Here is a 20,549-nt window from a genome sequence, read left to right as displayed (position 1 = left end):
CGTGTTGCAGTCGCCCTGCGCACCCTGCACTGCACCTGGCTCACCGTCCCGACACCCAAGCGCAATGGGCCGCAGTTCCGTCTATGCGGTCTGCCGGCCCCGCCCTGCGCAGGTAGGTTTGCCCCATAGCCTCGCTGGTTAATGCATACGCAGCTTGGGCTCTCCACACTCCCAAAGCCTGTACGGCGCAATGCCGTTGCCTGTCCAGGCTATCAACGCAGAGGCGCTGGCCTGTCGCCTACACACAGCACACCGCAGGCGCCCAGCAGCCCGCCCGCCTCCTTCAACCAAGACAAAGGATCTTCTCCCTGATGGCCAAAAGCATCCAGATCGAACACGTATTCAAAGTCTTTGGCGACAAACCCGAGCAGGCCATGGCGCTGGCCCGGCAAGGCCTGGATAAGCAGACCATCCTGGAGCGCACCGGGCAGTCCATCGGCGTATTCGACGCGCACTTTGAGATCGAGGCTGGAGAGATTTTCGTCATCATGGGCCTGTCGGGCTCTGGCAAAAGCACTCTGGTGCGCATGCTCAACCGGCTGATCGAGCCCAGCAGCGGCCGGATTCTGGTGGACGGGCAGGACATCAACGCCCTGAGCGAAGGCGCGCTGCGGGCCTTGCGCCGCAAAGACATCAGCATGGTGTTCCAGTCCTTCGCGCTGATGCCGCACATGAGCGTGCTGGACAACACGGCCCTGGGCCTGGAGCTGGCCGGCGTGGACAAGGCCACGCGCCAGCGCGCCGCTCAGGATGCCCTGGAGCAAGTCGGCCTGGGCAGCTGGGGCGCCAGCTATCCCGATGAGCTTTCCGGCGGCATGCAGCAGCGCGTGGGCTTGGCGCGCGCGCTGGCGGCCGATCCGTCCATCCTGCTGATGGACGAGGCCTTTTCGGCGTTGGATCCCATCATCCGCACGGACATGCAGTCCGAGCTGCTGCGCCTGCAAGAAGCCAAGCCGCGCACCATCGTTTTTATCTCGCACGATCTGGACGAGGCCATGCGCATCGGCAACCGCATCGCCATCATGAAAGACGGTCAGGTGGTGCAAGTGGGCACGCCCGAGCAGATTCTGCGCAACCCCGCCAATGACTACGTGCGCAGCTTCACCAAGGGGGTCGATGCATCCATGGTGTTCAAGGCCAGCGACATCGCGCGCCTGTCGCAGCCCGTACTGGAGATCAAGCCTGGCAAGGGCCTGCGCGCGGCGCTGCGCATCCTGCAGGAGCAGGACCGCGAGTTCGGCTATGTGGTCTCGCGCGGCCAGCGGTTCGAGGGCATCGTCTCGACCGACTCACTGCGCGAGGCGCGCGATGGCAGCAACGAGCTGCAGCCGCTCTCCGATGCCTTTTTGCCCCAGGTCATCAGCGTGCGTGGCGATGAGCTGGTGGCCGATGTCGTAGGCCGCGCCGCCGAGCCGCGCTACCCGCTGCCCGTGCTGGGCGAGGACGGACGGCTGCTGGGCATGGTCAGCCGCACCAGGCTGCTGCGCTTTCTCGACCGGGACACCCCGCCCTTGCCCAGCGAGCCAGCCGCCGCCCAGCCCGCCCGCAGCGCCACCTCGCCCTGAGGCCGCACCCTCTACGCACCCGATACCCGCATCCACCGCATGAGCTCCACCCACAACGACAACCCCTGGGCAGCCACGGCCGCCCCAGCGCCAAGCAGCCCACAGCCCACAGCCCCGGCCCCTGCAGCCGCAGCAGCGGACAACCCTTGGGCCGCCGCCCCCGCCCAGGCCCCTGCCAGCGCGGCCAACCCTTGGGGTGGCGGCGGCACCAGCGCCAATTCCGACTGGCTCTCCAGCAGCCCCGGCGCAGGCGCCGAGGCCGGCGCGGCGGCCGATGGCTTTGCCCTGCGCCAACTCTGGGACGGCAGCCTGCCCGTGCAGGACTGGATCAACCAAGGCCTGAGCTGGTTCGTCGCACATTTCCGGCCTTTTTTCCAGACCATTCGCACCCCCATCGACGCCACGCTCAGCGGCATCGAGCAAGGGCTGCTGAGCATGCCCACGCTGGGCATGATCGCCATCCTGGCGCTGCTGGCCTGGCAGTTTGCCGGGCGGCGCGTGGCCATTGGCGCCCTGCTTTCGCTGCTGATCATTGCCATGCTGGGCGTCTGGCCCGAGGCCATGGTGACCCTGGCGCTGGTGCTCACCTCGCTGGTGTTCTGCCTGCTGATCGGCCTGCCCATGGGCATCTTGCTGGCCAGCAGCGACCGCGCCCAGCGCATCGCGCGGCCCGTGCTGGACGCCATGCAAACCACCCCGGCCTTCGTGTACCTGGTGCCGGTGGTGATGCTGTTTGGCATCGGCAACGTGCCCGGCGTGATCGTGACCATCGTGTTCGCGCTGCCGCCACTGGTGCGGCTGACCAACCTGGGCATCCGCCAGGTGCGGCCCGATCTGGTGGAGGCCGCCCGCGCCTACGGTGCCTCGCCGCTGCAGCTGCTGGCCAAGGTGCAGCTGCCCTTGGCCATGCCCTCCATCATGGCCGGCATCAACCAGGCGCTGATGCTGTCGCTGTCCATGGTGGTGATTGCCTCGATGATCGCCGTCGGCGGCCTGGGGCAGATGGTGCTGCGCGGCATCGGCCGCCTGGACATGGGCCTGGCCACCGTGGGCGGCCTGGGCATCGTGCTGCTGGCCATCACGCTCGACCGCATCACCCAGGCCATGGGCCAGCCACGGCGGGCCGGGCAGTCCTGGTGCCAGCAAGGCCCGCTGGGCCTGCTGGGCCGGCTGTGGCGGCGCGCCCCTGCCGCATCCGCAGGCCATGGCCCCACTGCCCAGCCCAGCCAGACGGCCACAGCCTCGCGCCCGGCGCATGGCCATTGAGCGCGCCGCAGCCCACATGTTTTCTTGCAGAAGGAGAGGCCCCATGCCATTGCCCTTGCCCCGCCTGATCCCCCCCTTGGTCACCGCCTTGCTGGGTGCGGCCTTGCTGCCGGCGGCCACGGCCCAGCCACAGGCTGCGGCCGTGCCCGTCAAGGCCATCAAGACCAATCTGGCCGAGGAGAGCTTTCAGACCATGGTGGTCAACCGCGCCCTGCAGGAGCTGGGCTTTGCCGTGCAACCCATCCTGGAGGCCGACCTGACCGCCGCCTACCTGGCCATTGCCAATGGCGATGCCACCTACACCGCCGTCAATTGGTGGCCCTTGCACCAAGGCATGTACGAAAAGGCCGGCGGCGACCGGGTCTTCTTCCGCCAGGGCGTGTTCATCGACGGCGGCGCGCAAGGCTATCTGATCGACCGCAAGACCGCCACCGAACACCGCATCACCAATCTGGCCCAGCTCAAGGATCCGGCCATCGCCCGGCTGTTCGACCACGACGGCAATGGCAAGGCCGACCTGACCGGCTGCAACCCGGGCTGGGGCTGCGAGCTGGCCATCGAACACCAGCTCAGCGCCTATGGGCTGCGCGAGACCGTCGAGCACCGCCAGGGCAACTACAACGCGCTGATGGCCGATACGCTGGAGCGCTTCCGCGCTGGCCAGCCCATCCTCTACTACACCTGGACGCCCTACTGGGTCAGCGGCGTGCTGCGCCCCGGCCAGGAGGTGAGCTGGTTGGAAGTGCCCTTCACCGCCCTGCCCGACCTGAGCGGCGACGTCAAACAGGCCCGCACCACGCTGCCCGACGGCAAGAACTACGGCTTCCCGATCGCCCGCGAGCACATCGTGGCCAATCGCCGCTTTGCCCAGCAGCACCCGGCTGCGGCCAAGCTCTTCGAGATCGCCCGCATCCCCATTGCCGACATCAACGCCCAGAACCTGCGCATGCAGCAGGGCGAAAACAGCCCAGCCGACCTGCAGCGCCATACCGAGGCCTGGATTCAGGCCAACCGCGCCACCTTCGACAGCTGGCTGCAACAGGCCCGGGCCGCACAGGCCCAGGCCCAGAAGGCCCCCACGCAGCGCCAGCGGCCATGAGCCCAACGCGCTGCTGCCCCGCGCCGAAGGGCGGGCGCGCTGGCTGCGGCGCACTTGGCCCGCCATGTGCGCCGCAACCAGCGTGCAAAGCCCTCTTCGCATCGCCAGCGCCGCGCCGGCGTCATTTCTCATCCACGCACACGAAAGGAAGAACCATGAAACACCTGCACACCACCTGCCTGCGTCCGCTGACCATGGCCGCTTTGCTCAGCCTGGGGCTGGGCGCTTCGGCCCAGGCGCAGGAGCTGCCGGGCCAGGGCGTGCGCGTCACCCCCATCAAAAGCTCGATCGCCGAGGAGACCTTCCAGACCCTGCTGGTCTCGCGCGCGCTGGAAAAGCTCGGCTATGACGTGGCCGACATCAAGGAGACCGAGTACGCCACCGGCTTCGTCGCCATCGCCAATGGCGACGCCACCTTCATGGCCGTGAACTGGAAGCCGCTGCACGACGACTTCTACAAGAACGCCGGCGGCGATGCCAAGTTCTACCGCGAAGGCACCTACGTCACCAACTCGCTGCAGGGCTACCTGATCGACAAGAAAACCGCCGACGCCCATGGCATCAACAATCTGGAGCAGCTCAAGAAGCCCGAAATCGCCAAGCTGTTCGACACCAATGGCGACGGCAAGGCCGACCTGACCGGCTGCAACCCCGGCTGGGGCTGCGAGGCCGTGATCGAGCACCACCTCAAGGCCTACGAGCTGGCCGGCAGCGTGACGCACAACCAGGGCAGCTACTCCGCCCTGATCGCCGACACCATCGCGCGCTACAAGCAGGGCCAGCCGGTGCTCTATTACACCTGGACGCCGTACTGGGTCTCGGGCGTGCTCAAGCCCGGCAGCGACGTGGTCTGGCTGCAAGTGCCCTTCACCGCGCTGCCCGGCGAGCAGGCCAAGGTCGAAACCAAGCTGGCCGATGGCTCGAACTACGGCTTCCCGGTCAACACCCAGCACATCGTGGCCAACAAGCAGTTTGCCCAGCAAAACCCCGCTGCGGCCAAGTTGTTCGCGCTGATGCAGCTGCCCATCGCCGACGTCAACGCCCAGAACCTGCGCATGCAAGAAGGCGAGAACAGCGCCGCCCAGGTGGCCCGCCACGTCGACGGCTGGATCGCTGCCAACCAAGCTACCTTCGACGGCTGGATCGAGCAGGCCAAAGCCGCCGCCAAGAAGCCATAAAAGCCATCGGCTGGTGCAAGAAAAAGGCGCCGCCGCCTCCGGCCATCAAAAAGGCACGGGGCCTTTGCAGGGCCCGTGCCTTTTTCACGGCAGCGCGTGCAGAAACGCACGCACAAAACAAAACCGCCAGCAGCCGGGCCGCTGGCGGTTTTTGGCAAGTTCTGAAGTGTGCCGCTTGCGCTCGCGCCGCAAAGCAGCGCAACAAACCGGCACAGAAAACGGCGAGCGCCCTTCACTGGGGGGCGGGCGCGCCGCAATGCAATCAGCGCTTCTGGCGGTACTTGCGCAATGCCGCAATCTGCGCGGCCAGCACTGCCAGCTCGGACTGGGCTGCGGCCAGGTCGATGTCGCTCTTGGCGTTGCGCAGCGCGTCCTCGGCGGCCTGCTTGGCGCGGTTGGCCTTTTCCTCGTCCAGATCCGCGCCGCGCACGGCCGTATCGGACAGCACGGTCACCCGATCGGGTTGCACCTCCAGAATGCCACCGGCCACGAAAACGAATTCTTCCTTGCCATCGGGCAACTCGATGCGCACCGAACCCGGCTTGATGCGGGTGATCAGCGGCACGTGGCGCGGCAGAATGCCCAGCTCGCCGGACTCACCCGGCAGTGCGACAAACTTGGCTTCGCCCGAGAAGATGGACTCCTCGGCGCTGACCACGTCGACGTGAATGGTGTTCATTGGCGTTCCTTGCAACAGTTTCCGGGCTGGCCATGCGCCAAGGCCCTGCACGGCCCGGGCAGGCGCCACTTGGCAAGCGGCGCTTCCGGGTCTGCGGGCCGAGGCCGCATGGCCTCAGGCCGATCAGGCCAGCTTCTTGGCTTTCTCGATGGCTTCGTCGATCGTGCCCACCATGTAGAAGGCCTGCTCGGGCAGGTGATCGACCTCGCCATTGGTGATCATCTTGAAGCCGCGGATGGTCTCCGACAGCGGCACGTACTTGCCGGGCGAGCCGGTGAACACTTCGGCCACGTGGAAGGGCTGCGACAGGAAGCGCTGGATCTTGCGCGCGCGAGCCACGACCAGCTTGTCTTCCGGCGCCAGTTCGTCCATGCCCAGAATGGCGATGATGTCGCGCAGTTCCTTGTAGCGCTGCAGCGTGCCCTGCACGGCGCGCGCCACTTGGTAGTGCTCCTCGCCGACGACCTGCGGGTCGAGCTGGCGGCTGGTCGAATCCAGCGGATCCACGGCCGGGTAGATACCCAGTGCAGCGATGTCACGCGAGAGCACCACGGTCGAGTCCAAGTGCGCAAACGTCGTTGCGGGAGAGGGGTCGGTCAAGTCGTCGGCCGGCACGTACACGGCCTGGATCGAGGTGATCGAGCCCACCTTGGTCGAGGTGATGCGCTCCTGCAGACGGCCCATTTCCTCGGCCAGCGTCGGCTGGTAACCCACGGCCGAAGGCATGCGGCCCAGCAAAGCGGACACCTCGGTACCGGCCAGCGTGTAGCGGTAGATGTTGTCCACGAAGAACAGCACGTCGCGGCCTTCGTCGCGGAACGATTCGGCAATCGTCAGGCCGGTCAGCGCCACGCGCAGACGGTTGCCCGGCGGCTCGTTCATCTGGCCATAGACCATGGACACTTTGGAGTCCGCCAGGTTTTCCTGGTTGACCACCTTGGCGTCCGACATCTCGTGATAGAAGTCGTTGCCCTCGCGAGTGCGCTCACCCACGCCAGCGAACACCGACAGGCCCGAGTGCGCCTTGGCGATGTTGTTGATGAGCTCCATCATGTTCACGGTCTTGCCCACACCGGCGCCACCGAACAGACCCACCTTGCCGCCCTTGGCGAACGGGCACACCAGGTCGATCACCTTGATGCCGGTCTCCAGCAGTTCCTGCGACGGCGAGAGCTCGTCGTAGGCGGGCGGCTTGCGGTGGATGGACGCGGTCTGCGTCTGATCCACAGGGCCACGCTCGTCGATGGGGTTGCCCAGCACGTCCATGATGCGGCCCAGCGTGGCCGGGCCCACGGGCACGGTGATGGGGTTGCCGGTGTTGACCACTTTCAGGCCGCGGCGCAGACCGTCGGACGAGCCCAGCGCAATGGTGCGCACCACGCCGTCACCGAGCTGCTGCTGCACTTCCAGCGTCAGCGCCGAGCCTTCGAGCTTGAGCGCATCGAACACATGGGGCACGGCATCCTGCGCAAACTCCACGTCCACCACGGCGCCGATCACTTGAACAATTTTTCCTTCAGCTTGAGCCATTTCCATTCCCAATCAAATATGTTTAGACGGCAGCCGCGCCTGCGACGATTTCCGACAGTTCGGTCGTAATGGCCGCCTGGCGGGTCTTGTTGTAGACCAGTTTGAGCTCGTCGATCACGTTGCCCGCGTTGTCGGTGGCGGCCTTCATGGCCACCATGCGCGCAGATTGCTCCGAGGCCATGTTGTCGGCCACGGCCTGGTAGATCAACGACTCGATGTAGCGCACCAGCAGCTCATCGATGACCGTTTGCGCATCGGGCTCGTAGATGTAGTCCCAATCGGCAGCCTTCTTCTGCCCCGGCTGCCCGCTCAAATGCTCTGGCTGCAGCGGCAGAAGCTGCTCGATCACCGACTCCTGACGCATGGTGTTGATGAATCGGGTGTAGCTCAGATAAACGGCATTGATTTCACCGGCCACATAGGCATCGAGCAGCACCTTGACGGGGCCGATCAATGCATCGATGCGCGGGGTATCGCCCAGCGCTGTGGCCTCGGCCACCACCGGCGCGCCAATGCGGTTGAGAAAGCCCAACCCCTTGCCGCCGATGGCCACCGCACGGATGGCATCGCCTTTTTTCTGCAACTCGCCAATCTTGTTGGTCACGGCGCGCAACACGTTGGTGTTCATGCCGCCGCACAACCCCTTGTCGGTGGTCACGACGATCATCCCGGCCGCCTTGGCATCGTTTTGCACCATGAAGGGGTGACGATACTCAGGGTTGGCTGCTGCCAGGTGGGCAGCAATGGTGCGGATCTTGTCGCTGTAGGGGCGTGCAGCCTGCATGCGCTCCTGTGCCTTGCGCATCTTGGACGCAGCCACCATTTCCATGGCCTTGGTGATCTTCTTGGTGTTTTCCACCGATTTGATCTTGCCGCGTATTTCCTTTCCTGCTGCCATAGAAAACTCCTGTGCTTGAGGTCAGTGCGCCAGCAATCAGGCGAACGATCTCTTGAAGGATTCAATGGCGGAGGTCAGCTCGGCTTCCGCGTCCTTGTCCATCGCCTTGTTGCTCAGCAGCTTGTCGAGCAGCGCGCCATGCGAGGTCTGCAGGTATTGGTGCAGGCCTTTTTCGAAGTCCAGCACGCGCTTGACCTCGACGTCGTCCAGATAGCCCTTGTTGACGGCAAACAGCGAAGCGGCCATCAGGGCGATGTTCAGCGGCGAGTACTGCGGCTGCTTGAGCAGCTCGGTCACGCGCGCACCGCGGTCGAGCTGCTTGCGCGTGGCCTCGTCCAGGTCGGAGGCGAACTGAGCGAACGCTGCCAGTTCACGGTACTGAGCCAAGTCGGTACGGATACCGCCGGACAGGCCCTTGATCAGCTTGGTCTGCGCAGCGCCACCGACGCGCGAGACGGAAATACCAGCGTTGATGGCAGGACGGATGCCTGCGTTGAACAGGTTGGTTTCCAGGAAGATCTGGCCGTCCGTGATGGAGATCACGTTGGTGGGCACGAAGGCGGACACGTCGCCGGCCTGGGTTTCGATGATGGGCAGCGCGGTCAGCGAGCCAGTCTTGCCCTTGACCTCGCCCTTGGTGAACTCTTCGACATAGTCGGCATTCACGCGGGCGGCGCGCTCCAGCAGGCGGCTGTGCAGATAGAACACGTCGCCAGGGAAGGCTTCGCGGCCGGGCGGGCGGCGCAGCAGCAGCGACACCTGACGGTAGGCCACGGCCTGCTTGGACAGGTCGTCATAAACGATCAGCGCATCCTGGCCACGGTCACGGAAGTACTCGCCCATGGTGCAACCCGAATAGGCCGAGACGTACTGCATCGCAGCCGACTCCGAAGCCGTGGCAGCAACGACGATGGTGTACTCCATGGCGCCGGCCTGCTCCAGGGCGCGCACCACGTTCTTCACCGACGAGGCCTTCTGGCCGATGGCCACGTAGATGCAGGTAACGCCCTGGCCCTTCTGGTTGATGATGGCGTCGATGGCCACGGCCGTCTTGCCGGTCTGGCGGTCGCCAATGATCAGCTCGCGCTGGCCACGGCCGATCGGCACCATGGAGTCGATGGACTTCAGGCCGGTCTGCAGCGGCTGGTCCACGGACTGGCGAGCGATCACGCCGGGGGCGACTTTTTCGATCACGTCGGTTTGTTGGGCGTTGATCGGGCCCTTGCCGTCGATGGGCTGACCCAGCGCGTTGACCACGCGGCCCACCAGCTCGGGGCCGACAGGCACTTCCAGAATGCGGCCCGTGGTCTTGACCACGTCGCCTTCGGAGATGTGCTCGTACTCACCCAGAATCACCGCGCCGACGGAGTCGCGCTCCAGGTTCAGCGCCAGGCCATACGTGGGGTTGCCGCTCTTGTCTGCTGGGAACTCCAGCATTTCACCCTGCATCACCTCGGACAGGCCATGAACGCGGACAATGCCATCAGTGACCGACACCACGGTCCCTTGATTGCGCACATCGGCACTGGATTCCAGCCCTTCGATGCGGCTTTTGATCAGCTCGGAAATTTCTGCTGGATTGAGTTGCATGACTCGTTCCTTGTTGCTTGATTTTGACTACAGGGTCACACGCACTTGCGAGTTCCGTACTTGCGTACCGATCAAGCGGTCAACACTGCTTTCATTTGTTCCAGACGGGCCTTGACTGAAGCGTCGAATTCTTCATCGCCCACAACCACCCGAACGCCGCCAATCAATGACTCGTCGAGCTCGACCGACAGATTGAGCTTGCGCGCAAAGCGCTGCTCCAGCGAAGGCCGCAGTTCCTGCAATTGCGCCTCGGACAAGGGGAAGGCGCTGTAAACCACGGCATCGGCCACACCCAGACGTGCATTGCTCAAGGCACGAAATTGCTGGGCGACCTGCGGCAGCACGGCAAGGCGGCCATTCTCGACCACCACCTTCAAGAAGTTGCGCGCCAGCGCAGGCAGCTCCTGCCCACTGATGCCACCGAACAATGCCATCACATCGTCCTGGCTGACCTTGGGGCTTTGCGCAACGCGCAAGACCTCGGCATCTGCAGCCACGGCCGCAAACACGTCCAGCCATTGCTGCGTCTGCGCCGCATCGGCATCACCCGCCGCCTTGTACAAGGCCTCGGCATAAGGGCGTGCAATCGTGGCCAATTCCGCCATGTCGCACCCCCTTTACAGCTCGGCCTTGAGGCGATTGAGCAGGTCGGCGTGCACGCCCGCATTCACCTCTTTGCGAAGAATCTGCTCCGCACCCTTGACGGCCAGCACGGCCACCTGATCGCGCAGGGATTCGCGCGCCTGGGCCAGTTGCTGATCGGCGTCGGACTTGGCCTGGGCCAGAATCTTTTCGGCCTCTTGCGTGGCGCGGGACTTGGCCTCGTTGACGATGGCCTGCGCGCGGCGCTCGGCATCGGCCAGCAGGGAAGCCGTCTCGTCGCGCGACTGGGCCAGCTGCTGCTCCACGCGCTGATTGGCCGCCGCCAGGTCGGACTTGGCCTTGTCGGCCGCAGCCAGGCCATCGGCGATCTTTTGCGCTCTCTCATCCAGGGCCTTGACAATGGGCGGCCACACGAATTTCATCGTGAACCACACCAAAATCAAGAACACAATGGCCTGAAAGAACAGTGTCGAATTGATATTCATTGCAACACCTCCTTAACGTGGCGTTGAACGAAATCAGACCGTCGGAACGAAGGGGTTTGCGAAAGCGAACAGCAGAGCAATGGCCACACCGATCAGGAAGGCAGCATCGATCAGACCAGCCAGAATGAACATCTTGGTTTGCAGGTCGTTGATCAGCTCAGGCTGACGTGCCGAGGACTCCAGGAACTTGCCGCCCATCAGTGCGATACCGATCGAGGCACCAATGGCACCCAGGCCCACGATCAGACCACAAGCCAGAGCAACCAGACCGTTGATGTTGCCAATGATTTCCATGATTTTTCCTTCAGTTAGTGGAGGTTGAGAAAAAGAAACGAAGCCACGGCAACAGCGCCCCATCAACCCTTGCGCGTTGACAGAGCGCCGCCACCAATACCCATCAGTGCGCGCTGTGCGCCTGACCCAGGTAAATCAGCGCAAGCATCATGAAAATGAACGCCTGCAGAGTAATCACCAGAATATGGAACACCGCCCAGATCGTGCCGGCAATCACATGCCCCAGACCCAGCAGCGCGCCACCCATGGAAAGAGCCGCATAGCCACCCATCAGGGCAATCAGCATGAACACCAGCTCGCCCGCATACATGTTGCCAAACAACCGCATGCCATGCGAGACGGTCTTGGAGACGTACTCGATGATCTGCATCAGGAAGTTCACCACCCCGAGGATCACGGCAAAGATGGGGTTCTTCGAAGTGCCGAAGGGTGCAGTCACCAGCTCATGGGCCCAGCCGCCCCAGCCCTTGATCTTCACCGAGTAATACAGGCACAGCAGCAGCACCGCGATCGACAGACCGAAAGTGGTCGACAGGTCGGCCGTCGGCACAACGCGCAGATAGGCATGGTGCGGATCAGCGCCCGCAGCCTCATAACCCTTGGCCCACAGATGAGGCAGCAAATCCACCGGCAGCAAGTCCATGGCGTTCATCAGGAAGATCCAGACGAACACGGTCAGCGCCAGGGGCGCGATGAATTTGCGGCTTTCGGCATTGTGGATATTGGCCTTGGCCTGGCCATCGACCATTTCCACCAGCAGCTCCACCGCCGCCTGAAAGCGCCCCGGCACGCCGGAGGTGGCCTTCTTGGCAGCCCGGTACAGCACATAGACGCCCAGCAGCCCCAGGCCCAGGGCAATCAGGATCGAGTCGTAGTTGACGACCGAGAAATCAACGATGAAGCCTTGCTTGAGGTTGGTCCAATGACCCAAGTGGTGAACGATGTACTCGCTTGCCGTCTGTCCTTCAGCATTCGCCGCCATAAGCCAACTCTTTTCAATCGTTGCGAATCTCACCGGAGCGCGCCAGCCAAATCGGGGCGATCCAGTACATATTGACGCTCAGCACCACCGCCAGCAGCAATGCCAGCCAGCTCACCTTGCCAAGCACAACGGGGGCCAGCGCCAGCAAAACCACTGTCAGCAGCAGCTTGAGCATTTCATGCGCGACCAAGGCCGTCAGCCCAGGCTGGCTGACCACCACCTTGGCGTACAGCGCAGCGGGCAGCGCAATCGCCAGGTACCCGTAAAACCACGAGATTATAGCCACACTTTCTTGCAAAACCAGCCAAAGCGCGCCGCCGCCCAGCAGCGCCGCCAGCCCTTGCCAGAGCAGCACCTGCCAGGGGGAAATGGCGCGGTGGCGCAGTCGCCATTGCGCGGCCTGCTCGGCATCCAGGGGCGGGGCATGCACGTCCTCGTCCGGCTCCCGCTCATCCCATGCCAAGCCTTTTTCTGTCTGCGCGCGCGCTGGCGGCTGTTGCCCGTCAAGCATGTCTTGCCTCTCCCTGCAGGCCCGGCAAACTCCGCTGGACGCCAGCGCCCGGGCAAAAGCGCGCGATTATAGGAATGCCCTTGCGCAGCGCCCGCACGCCCCCATGTGCATGGCTGTGCTCTCTACAATCGGCAGGCTGCTTGCAGCGATGCCGCTTTTTTTCCTCGCCTGCCCCAGCTCGCCCGCCATGCCCCAAGATTCCAGCTCCACCCCGCCCCAAGAGTCGCTGATCGATTTCCCGGCGCCATTTCCCATCAAGGTCATGGGCGAGAACAGCGCCGCATTCCTGGAAGCCGTCAAAGCCATCGCCGCACGCCACGATCCGCAGTTCGACGCGGCCACCATCGAGCTGCGCCAGAGCGCGCAAGGCAAGTACCTGGGCATCACCATCGAGGTGCTGGCCACCAGTCGCGAGCACCTCGATGGCATCTACCGGGAGCTCACCGCCCACCCGCTGTCCAAGATGGTGCTCTGAGCCTGCCCTGGGCCGCCACTTGCCGTGATCGTCCGCCACCTCGGCCTCGTCGACTACCCGCCCATTGCTGCGGCCATGCAGCAATGGACGGCCGCGCGCACGGCCACGCAATGCGATGAGCTCTGGGTTTGCCAGCACCGGCCGGTGTTCACGCTGGGCATTGCCGCCGATGCGGGCCATGTGCTCGATGCCGGCGCCATCCCCGTCGTGGCCAGCACGCGCGGCGGCCAGGTCACCTACCATGGCCCGGGGCAGATCGTGGCCTACCCGCTGATCGACCTCAAGCGCCAGGGCCTGTTCGTCAAGGAATACGTGGCCCGGCTGGAGGCGGCCGTCATCGGCACGCTGCAGGCCTTTGGCATCGCCGGGCACAGGGTGGCCGGCGCCCCGGGCGTGTACGTGCGCCCCCAGGCGCCAGGCGATGCCTCGCCGCTGCCGGCGCAGGCTGCGGGCATGCCCCCGGCCTTCCATGGCCTGGCCAAGATCGCCGCGCTGGGCGTCAAAATCAGCCAGGGCCGCAGCTACCACGGCCTGGCGCTGAACGTGGCCATGGATCTGAGCCCCTACCTGCGCATCAACCCCTGCGGCTACCAGGCGCTGGCGACCACCGACATGCATACAATCGGCGTGCCCGCGCACCCGCAGCGCGTCAGCGCCACGCTGGTGGCGCAGTTGCGCCAGCAATTGCAGCCCCCGGCAAAGGCCCCGCCACACACCCCCCCATCATGAGCACACCGCCCACCGTCCACCCGGCTGCCCCGTCGGCGCCCGCCTACGACCCCACGATCAAGCAAAAGGCCGCTGCCAAGCTGGCGCGCATTCCGATCAAGGTCGAACACGGCGAGGTACTGAAAAAGCCCGACTGGATCCGCGTCAAGGCCGCCTCGCCCTCCACGCGCTTTTACGAAATCAAGCAAATCCTGCGCGAGCACCGGCTGCATACGGTGTGCGAGGAGGCCAGCTGCCCCAATATCGGCGAATGCTTCGGCAAGGGCACGGCCACCTTCATGATCATGGGCGACAAGTGCACGCGCCGCTGCCCGTTCTGCGACGTGGGCCATGGCCGCCCCGATCCGCTGGATCCGGAGGAGCCGCTGAACCTGGCCAAGACCATCGCGGCGCTGAAGCTGCGCTACGTGGTCATCACCAGCGTGGACCGCGACGATTTGCGCGACGGCGGCAGCGGCCATTTCGTGGCCTGCATCGAGCGCACGCGCGAGCTCTCGCCGGCCACGCAGATCGAAATCCTGGTGCCCGACTTCCGCGGCCGCGACGATCGCGCGCTGCAAATCCTGCTGGCCGCCCCGCCCGATGTGATGAACCACAACCTGGAGACCGTGCCGCGCCTGTACAAGCAGGCGCGCCCCGGCTCGGACTACCAGTTCAGCCTCAACCTGCTGAAGAAATTCAAGGCGCTCAACCCCACCGTGCCCACCAAGAGCGGCCTGATGGTGGGCCTGGGCGAGAGCGACGAGGAAATCCTGCAGGTCATGCGCGACATGCGCGCGCACGACATCGACATGCTGACCATCGGCCAGTACCTGGCCCCCTCGGGCAGCCATTTGCCCGTCAAGCGCTACGTGCACCCGGACACCTTCCGCATGTTCGAGGACGAGGCCTACAAGATGGGCTTCACGCACGCGGCCGTCGGCGCGCTGGTGCGCAGCTCCTACCATGCCGACGAGCAGGCCCACGCCGCCGGCCTGCCCCTGGCCTGAGCCGCCTGTTCAAAATCTCAGAGCTGCGGGGCTTTGAACAGGTTCTGACCCTATCTGCCAACGGCCGGGCGGCCCGCCCGGCCCTTCAGCCGTGCGCCCCAGGATTGGCCGTGAGGCGATAGCCCACGCCGCGCACCGTTTCGATCATCCTGCCAGCCTCGGCCAGGGCCTCGCGCAGGCGCTTGATGTGCACGTCGACGGTGCGCTCCTCGATGAAGACGTGATCGCCCCAGACCCTGTCCAGCAGCGCGGCGCGGCTGTGCACGCGCTCGGGGTATTGCATCAGGTAATTGAGCAGCCGGAACTCCGTGGGCCCCATCTTCAAGGGCCGCCCGCCCAGCATCACGCGGTGCGCGGCGGCGTCCAGGTGCAGCTTGCCGATCTGCACGGCCTCGCCGGCCTGCTCGGGCGCGCGGCGGCGCAGCACGGCGCGGATGCGCGCGAGCAGCTCCTGGATCGAGAACGGCTTGGTGAGGTAGTCGTCGGCGCCGGCGTCCAGCCCGGCGATCTTGTCCGGCTCATCGCCGCGCGCGGTCAGCATCAGAATCGGCACGGGCTTGGTGCGCGCATGGCTGCGCCATTTGCGCGCCAGCGCCAGGCCGCTTTGGCCCGGCAGCATCCAGTCCAGCAGAATGACGTCGGGCAGGATGTGGTCGATCTCGCGCTGCGCGGCTTCGCCATCGGTCACGCACACGGGCTCATAACCATGGTGGCGCAGGTTGATGGCGATCAGCTCGCTGATGTCCTCCTCGTCCTCCACGATCAGAACGCGCGCGGCATGGGCATTGCTTGCCGTATTCATGGGCTCCTCTTGCTGTGTCTGCGTGTCTGCGTGGCCGATGCAGCCTGCCTTTATTGCAGCGCCGACTGCACCTGCTCCACCGAGGTGTGGCGCACGTCCTTGCCCTTGACCATGAAGACGATCAGCTCGGCCAGGTTCTTGGAATGGTCGCCAATGCGCTCGATGGACTTGGCCAGAAACAGCAGCTCCATGCTGAGAGAAATCTTGCGCGGGTCTTCCATCATGTAGGTCACGAGCTTGCGCACATAGCCCTCGAACTCGCGGTCGATGACATCGTCCTGGCGCAGGATGTCCACCACGTTGCTCACGTCGTGGCGCGCAAACGCATCGAGCGCGCGGCGCAGCTGCGCTGCGGCCAGCTCGCCCGAATACTTCAAGTCCATGATGGGCAGGTTCAGCGGCGTGCTGCTGTCGATCAAGGTCTTGATCATGCGGCCCATCTTGTTGGACTCATCGCCGATGCGCTCCAGGTTGGAGGTGGCCTTGGAGATGGACAGCAGCATGCGCAAGTCCTTGGCCGTGGGCTGGCGCGTGGCGATGATGGTCGAGAGATCGGCGTCGATGTCCACCTCCAGCGCGTTGACGCGGTCTTCCAGGCGCGCAATCAGCTCGACGGCGTGCGCGTCGAAATGGCTCAGGGCCTCGATGGCGTACTTGATCTGCGATTCGACCAGGCCGCCCATTTCCATGATGCGGGCGGAAATGGACTTGAGCTCGGCATCGAACTGCGACGAAGAATGTTGGTCTGGCATGGGCAAAGCTCCTTGCGGCAGTGGCGGCGCGGCGGCCGCGCCTCAGCCAAAACGGCCGGTGATGTAGTCCTCGGTTTCCTTGCGCTGGGGCTTGATGAACAGCTCCTTGGTGGGGCCGAACTCCATCAGATCGCCCAGGTACATGTAGGCGGTGTAATCGCTGCAGCGCGCGGCCTGCTGCATGTTGTGCGTGACGATGACCACGGTGTACTCGTCCTTGAGCTCCTCGATCAGCTCCTCGATCTTGCTGGTCGAGAGCGGATCGAGCGCCGAGCAGGGCTCGTCGAGCAGCAGCACCTCGGGCATCACGGCAATGCCGCGCGCAATGCACAGGCGCTGCTGCTGCCCGCCCGAGAGGCCCGAGCCGCTCTGATGCAGCTTGTCCTTGACCTCGTCCCACAGCGCCGCCTTGCGCAGCGCGCTCTCGACGCGGTCGTCCATCTCCGACTTGGACAGGCGCTCGAACAGGCGCACGCCAAAAGCCACGTTGTCATAGACCGACATCGGAAACGGCGTGGGCTTTTGGAACACCATGCCCACACGCGCGCGCACCAGCGCCACGTCCAGGTTGCGCGAGAGCAGGTTCTCGCCGTCGAGCATGATCTGGCCCTCGGCGCGCTGCTCGGGGTAGAGCTCGAACATGCGGTTGAAGGTGCGCAGCAGCGTGGACTTGCCGCAGCCCGAGGGGCCGATGAAGGCCGTGACCTTCTTCTCTGGGATCTCCATGCTGATGTTCTTAAGCGCATGGAACTTGCCGTAATAGAAATTCAGATTGCGCACCGCAATCTTGGCCGGCTCCTGCGGTTGGCTCATAGCCGTGTTCATGGGCGGATTTCCTTGGGGTTGGATGATTCGGGGGAAAACATGCGCTGCTGCGCTCAGCGCTTTTGGCGCGTCACATAGCGCGCCAGCACATTCAGGCCCAGCACCGCCAGCGTGATGAGAAACACCCCGGCCCAGGCCAGTTGCTGCCAGTTCTCATAGGGGCTCATGGCGAACTGGAAGATCACCACCGGCAGGCTGGCCATGGGCTGGCCCATGTCGGTGTTCCAGAACTGGTTGTTCAGCGAGGTGAACAGCAGCGGCGCGGTCTCGCCCGAGATGCGCGCCACGGCCAGCAGCATGCCGGTGATGACGCCCGAGCGCGCCGCGCGCAGCGTGACCATGCAGATCACCTTCCACTTGGGCGCGCCCAGCGCATAGGCCGCCTCACGCAAGCCGTTGGGCACCAGCATCAGCATGTTCTCGGTGGTGCGCAGCACCACCGGCACCACCAGCAGCCCCAGCGCAAAGGCCCCGGCATAGGCCGAAAAGCCCTTGAACCGGGCCACGACGATGGCGTAGACGAACAGGCCGATGACGATGCTGGGCGCCGAGAGCAGGATGTCGTTGACAAAGCGCGTGGTCGAGGCCAGCCAGCCCTTGGGGTTGAACTCCGCCAGGCTGATGCCCGCCAGAATGCCAATGGGCGTGGCCACGAAGGTGGCCAGCAGCACCATCACGAAAGAGCCATACAGCGCATTGGCCAGGCCGCCGGGCGTGTTGGGCGCCGGGGTTGATTGCGTGAACAGCGCCCAGCTCAACCCGCCCAGGCCCTGGCGCAGCGTCTCCCACAAAATCCACAACAGCCAGAACACGCCCAGCACCATGGCCAGCAGCGACAGCGCAATGGCCAGCGCGTTGACGCGCTTGCGGCGCGCAAAGAGCTGCGCCCGCTGCTCGGGGCTGCCTGGTCTGGCCATCGGCCTGGCCTGCTTGGGCGACTGGTTCATGACTTTCTCCCTTCGCCCTTTTGCAGGTGCAGCAGCAACAGCTTGGACAGCGCCAGCACCACGAAGGTGATGAAAAACAGCAGCGCGCCCAGATAGAACAGCGAGGCCTGGTGCAGCCCGGCGCTGGCCTCGGCAAACTCATTGGCCAGCGTGGCGGTGATGCTGCTGGCCGGATCGAACAGCGAGGCCGAGAGCTGCGCCACGTTGCCGATCACAAAAGTCACGGCCATGGTCTCGCCCAGCGCGCGCCCCAGCCCCAGCATGATGCCGCCGATCACGCCGGCCTTGGTGTAGGGCAGCACCACCTTCCAGACCACCTCCCAGGTCGTCGCGCCCAGGCCATAGGCCGACTCTTTGAGCAGCGCCGGCGTGACCTCGAACACATCGCGCATCACCGCCGCGATGTAGGGAATGATCATGATCGCCAGGATGATGCCCGCCGGCAGCAGGCCAATGCCCATGGGCACGCCGCCAAACAGCGCCCCCAGCACCGGCACATCGCCCAGCAAGGCCTGCAGCGGCTTTTGGAAATACTCCACCAGCACCGGGCCGAACACCATCAGCCCCCACATGCCATAGACGATCGAGGGCACGGCCGCCAACAGCTCAATGGCCGTGCCCAGCGGGCGCTTGAGCCAGGGCGGGGCCAGCTCGGTCAAAAACAGCGCGATGCCAAAGCTCACCGGCACCGCAATGAGCAGCGCAATCAGCGACGTGGCCAGCGTGCCATAAATCATCGACAGGCCGCCGAACTCCTCCAGCACCGGATCCCATTCGGCGTTGAAGACAAAGCCCAGGCCAAAGGCCTGGATCGCCGGCCAGGCCGCCACCAGCAGCGACACCATGATGCCCGCCAGCGCGGCCAGCGTCAGCACGGCCGCGCCGCGCGTGAGCAGGCCAAAGAGCAGATCGGGCAGCCTGCCGACCCTGCGCTGCGGCAGCTTGGGCCCCTCTTGCCGCAGCGGCTGCTGGCGGGCCTGGGGATCGGGGCCAGCGGTGTTCACCGCAGGCATGGTCAAGGCATCAGACATGGCCGCCTCTTGTGTGTTGCATCGCATGGTTCACGCTGCAGCAGCGCGCTGCAGCCGTCCTATCACTGCCAGGCAATGGGCTGGCCCGCCGCATCGCGGATGCCCTCGGCCCACTGCTTGCGCACCATGTCCTTGACGCTGGCGGGCAGCGCCACATAGTCCAGCGAGGCCGCCGGCGCATCGCCATGCTGATAGGCCCAGTCGAAGAACTTCAGCGTGGCCGCCGCCTTGCCGGCGTTGTCCTGCTTGGCGTGCATCAGGATGTAGGTCGTCGTGGTGATCGGCCATGCGGCCGCGCCCGGCTTGTTGTTGAGCACCTGGTAGAAACTGTTTTGCCAATCGGCGCCTTCGGCCGCGGCCTTGAAGGACGCCTCGCCCGGGTGCACGAACTGCCCGTCCTTGTTCTGCAATTGCGCATAGGCAATCTTGTTCTGCTTGGCGTAGGCGTATTCCACATAGCCGATGGAGCTGGGCAGGCGGCTGACGAAGGCGGCCACGCCCTCATTGCCCTTGCCGCCCGAGCCGGTGGGCCACTTCACGGCCGAGCCCTCGCCCACCTGCTCCTTCCAGGCCTGGCTGACCTGGCTGAGGTAATTGGTAAAGCCAAACGTCGTGCCCGAGCCATCGGCGCGGCGCACCACGGCGATCTGGTCATCGGGCAGCTTCAGCTCCGGGTTGAGCGACTGGATCGCCGCATCGCTCCACTTGCGCACCTTGCCCAGGTAAATGTCGGCCAGCACCGGCCCGGTCAGGCGCAGCTGGCCTGGCTCCACCCCCTTGATGTTGACCACCGGCACGATGCCGCCGATCACGGTGGGGAACTGCACCAGCCCCTTGTCCTTGAGCGCCTCGTCCTTGAGCGGCGCATCGGAGGCGCCAAAATCCACCGTGCGCGCCTCGATCTGGCGCAGCCCCGCGCTGGAGCCCACCGACTGGTAATTGATGCGCAGCTGCGTGGCCGCGTGGTAGTCCGAAGCCCACTTGGCATACACCGGCGCCGGAAAACTCGCGCCCGCGCCATTGACGTCCTGCGCCCAGGCGCTGCCCGCCACGGACAAGGCCAGGCTGCACGCGGCCATTGCATGGAAAACAAACTTGCTCATCGGATTCCTCATGGATGGATCGGGGGGTGATGGGAGAAGTCGTCAGCGCGCCCGACAAGAAAGCCCTGAGCACTGACGCCGCGCACTGTAAAAAGGCTTTGTGACGTCTGTATGACAGGCTTGGCCACCGCCACCCCTACGGCGCTGTCTTTCTGTTACCCTCGCGCGCCCCGCGCCGCTGCCGCGCGCCAATGCGCCCTGGCCCATCCCGGCCCC

22 protein-coding genes are annotated in these 20,549 nt (G+C 65.0%); 7 read left to right on the top strand and 15 right to left on the bottom strand.

Annotation, left to right across the window (positions count from 1 at the left end):
- The first annotated feature begins 311 nt into the window (after positions 1–311).
- From proV to proX (CK625_RS10095), 4 genes are all read left to right on the top strand, one after another.
- The gene (gene proV / locus CK625_RS10110; RefSeq protein WP_095540194.1) at positions 312–1,565 is read left to right on the top strand and encodes a glycine betaine/L-proline ABC transporter ATP-binding protein ProV; all 1,254 of its coding nucleotides are present in this window, start codon (positions 312–314) and stop codon (positions 1,563–1,565) included.
- 39 nt (positions 1,566–1,604) lie between these two features.
- Positions 1,605–2,831 (top strand): glycine betaine/L-proline ABC transporter permease ProW, encoded by a 1,227-nt coding sequence (gene proW, locus CK625_RS10105; RefSeq protein WP_095540193.1) that lies wholly within the window; start codon positions 1,605–1,607, stop codon positions 2,829–2,831.
- A gap of 43 nt (positions 2,832–2,874) precedes the next feature.
- Positions 2,875–3,930: a glycine betaine/L-proline ABC transporter substrate-binding protein ProX gene (gene proX, locus CK625_RS10100; RefSeq protein ID WP_095540192.1), complete on the top strand. Its 1,056-nt coding sequence runs from the start codon at positions 2,875–2,877 to the stop codon at positions 3,928–3,930.
- 155 nt (positions 3,931–4,085) lie between these two features.
- Positions 4,086–5,108, top strand: coding sequence for a glycine betaine/L-proline ABC transporter substrate-binding protein ProX (gene proX / locus CK625_RS10095; RefSeq protein WP_095540191.1), 1,023 nt, complete (start codon positions 4,086–4,088; stop codon positions 5,106–5,108).
- A gap of 262 nt (positions 5,109–5,370) precedes the next feature.
- On the opposite strand, the gene CK625_RS10090 is transcribed toward proX (CK625_RS10095), so the two are convergent.
- The 9 genes from CK625_RS10090 to CK625_RS10050 form a co-directional block, all read right to left on the bottom strand.
- Positions 5,371–5,787: a F0F1 ATP synthase subunit epsilon gene (locus CK625_RS10090; protein ID WP_095540190.1), complete on the bottom strand. Its 417-nt coding sequence runs from the start codon at positions 5,785–5,787 to the stop codon at positions 5,371–5,373.
- Between the two features lie 123 nt (positions 5,788–5,910).
- The gene (gene atpD, locus CK625_RS10085; protein ID WP_095540264.1) at positions 5,911–7,317 is read right to left on the bottom strand and encodes a F0F1 ATP synthase subunit beta; all 1,407 of its coding nucleotides are present in this window, start codon (positions 7,315–7,317) and stop codon (positions 5,911–5,913) included.
- Between the two features lie 22 nt (positions 7,318–7,339).
- A complete protein-coding gene (gene atpG / locus CK625_RS10080) occupies positions 7,340–8,215 on the bottom strand; it encodes a F0F1 ATP synthase subunit gamma (RefSeq protein ID WP_095540189.1) in 876 nt (291 codons plus the stop codon).
- A gap of 36 nt (positions 8,216–8,251) precedes the next feature.
- On the bottom strand, positions 8,252–9,805 hold the full coding sequence (gene atpA, locus CK625_RS10075) for a F0F1 ATP synthase subunit alpha (protein ID WP_095540188.1): 1,554 nt from the start codon (positions 9,803–9,805) through the stop codon (positions 8,252–8,254).
- Positions 9,806–9,876: 71 nt separating this feature from the next.
- Positions 9,877–10,410 (bottom strand): F0F1 ATP synthase subunit delta, encoded by a 534-nt coding sequence (locus CK625_RS10070; protein WP_095540187.1) that lies wholly within the window; start codon positions 10,408–10,410, stop codon positions 9,877–9,879.
- 12 nt (positions 10,411–10,422) lie between these two features.
- A complete protein-coding gene (locus CK625_RS10065) occupies positions 10,423–10,893 on the bottom strand; it encodes a F0F1 ATP synthase subunit B (protein WP_095540186.1) in 471 nt (156 codons plus the stop codon).
- Between the two features lie 33 nt (positions 10,894–10,926).
- Positions 10,927–11,187, bottom strand: coding sequence for a F0F1 ATP synthase subunit C (atpE, locus tag CK625_RS10060; protein ID WP_420823123.1), 261 nt, complete (start codon positions 11,185–11,187; stop codon positions 10,927–10,929).
- A 103-nt stretch (positions 11,188–11,290) separates the two neighbouring features.
- Positions 11,291–12,169 carry a F0F1 ATP synthase subunit A gene (gene atpB, locus CK625_RS10055; RefSeq protein WP_095540185.1) on the bottom strand — a complete coding sequence of 293 codons (879 nt, stop codon included), beginning with the start codon at positions 12,167–12,169 and terminating at the stop codon, positions 11,291–11,293.
- 13 nt (positions 12,170–12,182) lie between these two features.
- The gene (locus tag CK625_RS10050; protein WP_095540184.1) at positions 12,183–12,680 is read right to left on the bottom strand and encodes an ATP synthase subunit I; all 498 of its coding nucleotides are present in this window, start codon (positions 12,678–12,680) and stop codon (positions 12,183–12,185) included.
- A gap of 187 nt (positions 12,681–12,867) precedes the next feature.
- On the opposite strand from CK625_RS10050, the gene CK625_RS10045 reads away from it, so the two are divergent.
- The 3 genes from CK625_RS10045 to lipA are packed head-to-tail and all read left to right on the top strand — an operon-like array spanning position 12,868 to position 14,873.
- On the top strand, positions 12,868–13,155 hold the full coding sequence (locus tag CK625_RS10045; RefSeq protein ID WP_095540262.1) for an HP0495 family protein: 288 nt from the start codon (positions 12,868–12,870) through the stop codon (positions 13,153–13,155).
- A gap of 24 nt (positions 13,156–13,179) precedes the next feature.
- A complete protein-coding gene (gene lipB / locus CK625_RS10040; RefSeq protein WP_095540183.1) occupies positions 13,180–13,884 on the top strand; it encodes a lipoyl(octanoyl) transferase LipB in 705 nt (234 codons plus the stop codon).
- Positions 13,881–14,873, top strand: a complete 993-nt coding sequence (gene lipA, locus CK625_RS10035; RefSeq protein ID WP_095540182.1) for a lipoyl synthase — start codon at positions 13,881–13,883, stop codon at positions 14,871–14,873. Before lipB ends, lipA begins: the two co-directional genes overlap by 4 nt.
- Before the next feature lie 85 nt (positions 14,874–14,958).
- Here lipA and phoB read toward each other — a convergent pair whose 3' ends face one another.
- The 6 genes from phoB to pstS form a co-directional block, all read right to left on the bottom strand.
- Positions 14,959–15,675 carry a phosphate regulon transcriptional regulator PhoB gene (phoB, locus tag CK625_RS10030; protein WP_095540181.1) on the bottom strand — a complete coding sequence of 239 codons (717 nt, stop codon included), beginning with the start codon at positions 15,673–15,675 and terminating at the stop codon, positions 14,959–14,961.
- A gap of 50 nt (positions 15,676–15,725) precedes the next feature.
- On the bottom strand, positions 15,726–16,427 hold the full coding sequence (phoU, locus tag CK625_RS10025; protein WP_095540180.1) for a phosphate signaling complex protein PhoU: 702 nt from the start codon (positions 16,425–16,427) through the stop codon (positions 15,726–15,728).
- 42 nt (positions 16,428–16,469) lie between these two features.
- Entirely contained in the window at positions 16,470–17,252 is a 783-nt protein-coding gene (gene pstB / locus CK625_RS10020) for a phosphate ABC transporter ATP-binding protein PstB (protein ID WP_172425136.1), read from the bottom strand.
- Between the two features lie 53 nt (positions 17,253–17,305).
- On the bottom strand, positions 17,306–18,169 hold the full coding sequence (gene pstA / locus CK625_RS10015; RefSeq protein ID WP_095540261.1) for a phosphate ABC transporter permease PstA: 864 nt from the start codon (positions 18,167–18,169) through the stop codon (positions 17,306–17,308).
- Between the two features lie 26 nt (positions 18,170–18,195).
- Positions 18,196–19,230 carry a phosphate ABC transporter permease subunit PstC gene (gene pstC, locus CK625_RS10010; protein WP_238945619.1) on the bottom strand — a complete coding sequence of 345 codons (1,035 nt, stop codon included), beginning with the start codon at positions 19,228–19,230 and terminating at the stop codon, positions 18,196–18,198.
- A 62-nt stretch (positions 19,231–19,292) separates the two neighbouring features.
- Positions 19,293–20,333: a phosphate ABC transporter substrate-binding protein PstS gene (pstS, locus tag CK625_RS10005; protein ID WP_095540178.1), complete on the bottom strand. Its 1,041-nt coding sequence runs from the start codon at positions 20,331–20,333 to the stop codon at positions 19,293–19,295.
- Positions 20,334–20,549 lie beyond the last annotated feature (216 nt).

Origin of the sequence: Vandammella animalimorsus (genome assembly GCF_002285265.1) — a bacterium.
In the GTDB taxonomy this organism is placed as follows: domain Bacteria; phylum Pseudomonadota; class Gammaproteobacteria; order Burkholderiales; family Burkholderiaceae_C; genus Lampropedia.
Note: the sequence above shows the minus strand (reverse complement) of the source record. Positions and strands in the feature narration are given on the sequence as shown.

Excerpts from the sequence above, each read along its gene's own strand:
- atpG (WP_095540189.1), bottom strand. The coding sequence starts at position 8,215 with ATGGCAGCAGGAAAGGAAATACGCGGCAAGATCAAATCGGTGGAAAAC.
- atpE (WP_420823123.1), bottom strand. The coding sequence starts at position 11,187 with ATGGAAATCATTGGCAACATCAACGGTCTGGTTGCTCTGGCTTGTGGT.
- proW (WP_095540193.1), top strand. The coding sequence starts at position 1,605 with ATGAGCTCCACCCACAACGACAACCCCTGGGCAGCCACGGCCGCCCCA.
- CK625_RS10050 (WP_095540184.1), bottom strand. The coding sequence starts at position 12,680 with ATGCTTGACGGGCAACAGCCGCCAGCGCGCGCGCAGACAGAAAAAGGC.
- atpB (WP_095540185.1), bottom strand. The coding sequence starts at position 12,169 with ATGGCGGCGAATGCTGAAGGACAGACGGCAAGCGAGTACATCGTTCAC.
- lipA (WP_095540182.1), top strand. The coding sequence starts at position 13,881 with ATGAGCACACCGCCCACCGTCCACCCGGCTGCCCCGTCGGCGCCCGCC.
- phoB (WP_095540181.1), bottom strand. The coding sequence starts at position 15,675 with ATGAATACGGCAAGCAATGCCCATGCCGCGCGCGTTCTGATCGTGGAG.
- proX (WP_095540192.1), top strand. The coding sequence starts at position 2,875 with ATGCCATTGCCCTTGCCCCGCCTGATCCCCCCCTTGGTCACCGCCTTG.
- atpA (WP_095540188.1), bottom strand. The coding sequence starts at position 9,805 with ATGCAACTCAATCCAGCAGAAATTTCCGAGCTGATCAAAAGCCGCATC.
- pstB (WP_172425136.1), bottom strand. The coding sequence starts at position 17,252 with ATGAACACGGCTATGAGCCAACCGCAGGAGCCGGCCAAGATTGCGGTG.
- phoU (WP_095540180.1), bottom strand. The coding sequence starts at position 16,427 with ATGCCAGACCAACATTCTTCGTCGCAGTTCGATGCCGAGCTCAAGTCC.
- proV (WP_095540194.1), top strand. The coding sequence starts at position 312 with ATGGCCAAAAGCATCCAGATCGAACACGTATTCAAAGTCTTTGGCGAC.
- pstS (WP_095540178.1), bottom strand. The coding sequence starts at position 20,333 with ATGAGCAAGTTTGTTTTCCATGCAATGGCCGCGTGCAGCCTGGCCTTG.
- atpD (WP_095540264.1), bottom strand. The coding sequence starts at position 7,317 with ATGGCTCAAGCTGAAGGAAAAATTGTTCAAGTGATCGGCGCCGTGGTG.
- proX (WP_095540191.1), top strand. The coding sequence starts at position 4,086 with ATGAAACACCTGCACACCACCTGCCTGCGTCCGCTGACCATGGCCGCT.
- pstC (WP_238945619.1), bottom strand. The coding sequence starts at position 19,230 with ATGTCTGATGCCTTGACCATGCCTGCGGTGAACACCGCTGGCCCCGAT.
- CK625_RS10045 (WP_095540262.1), top strand. The coding sequence starts at position 12,868 with ATGCCCCAAGATTCCAGCTCCACCCCGCCCCAAGAGTCGCTGATCGAT.
- CK625_RS10070 (WP_095540187.1), bottom strand. The coding sequence starts at position 10,410 with ATGGCGGAATTGGCCACGATTGCACGCCCTTATGCCGAGGCCTTGTAC.
- CK625_RS10065 (WP_095540186.1), bottom strand. The coding sequence starts at position 10,893 with ATGAATATCAATTCGACACTGTTCTTTCAGGCCATTGTGTTCTTGATT.
- pstA (WP_095540261.1), bottom strand. The coding sequence starts at position 18,169 with ATGGCCAGACCAGGCAGCCCCGAGCAGCGGGCGCAGCTCTTTGCGCGC.
- CK625_RS10090 (WP_095540190.1), bottom strand. The coding sequence starts at position 5,787 with ATGAACACCATTCACGTCGACGTGGTCAGCGCCGAGGAGTCCATCTTC.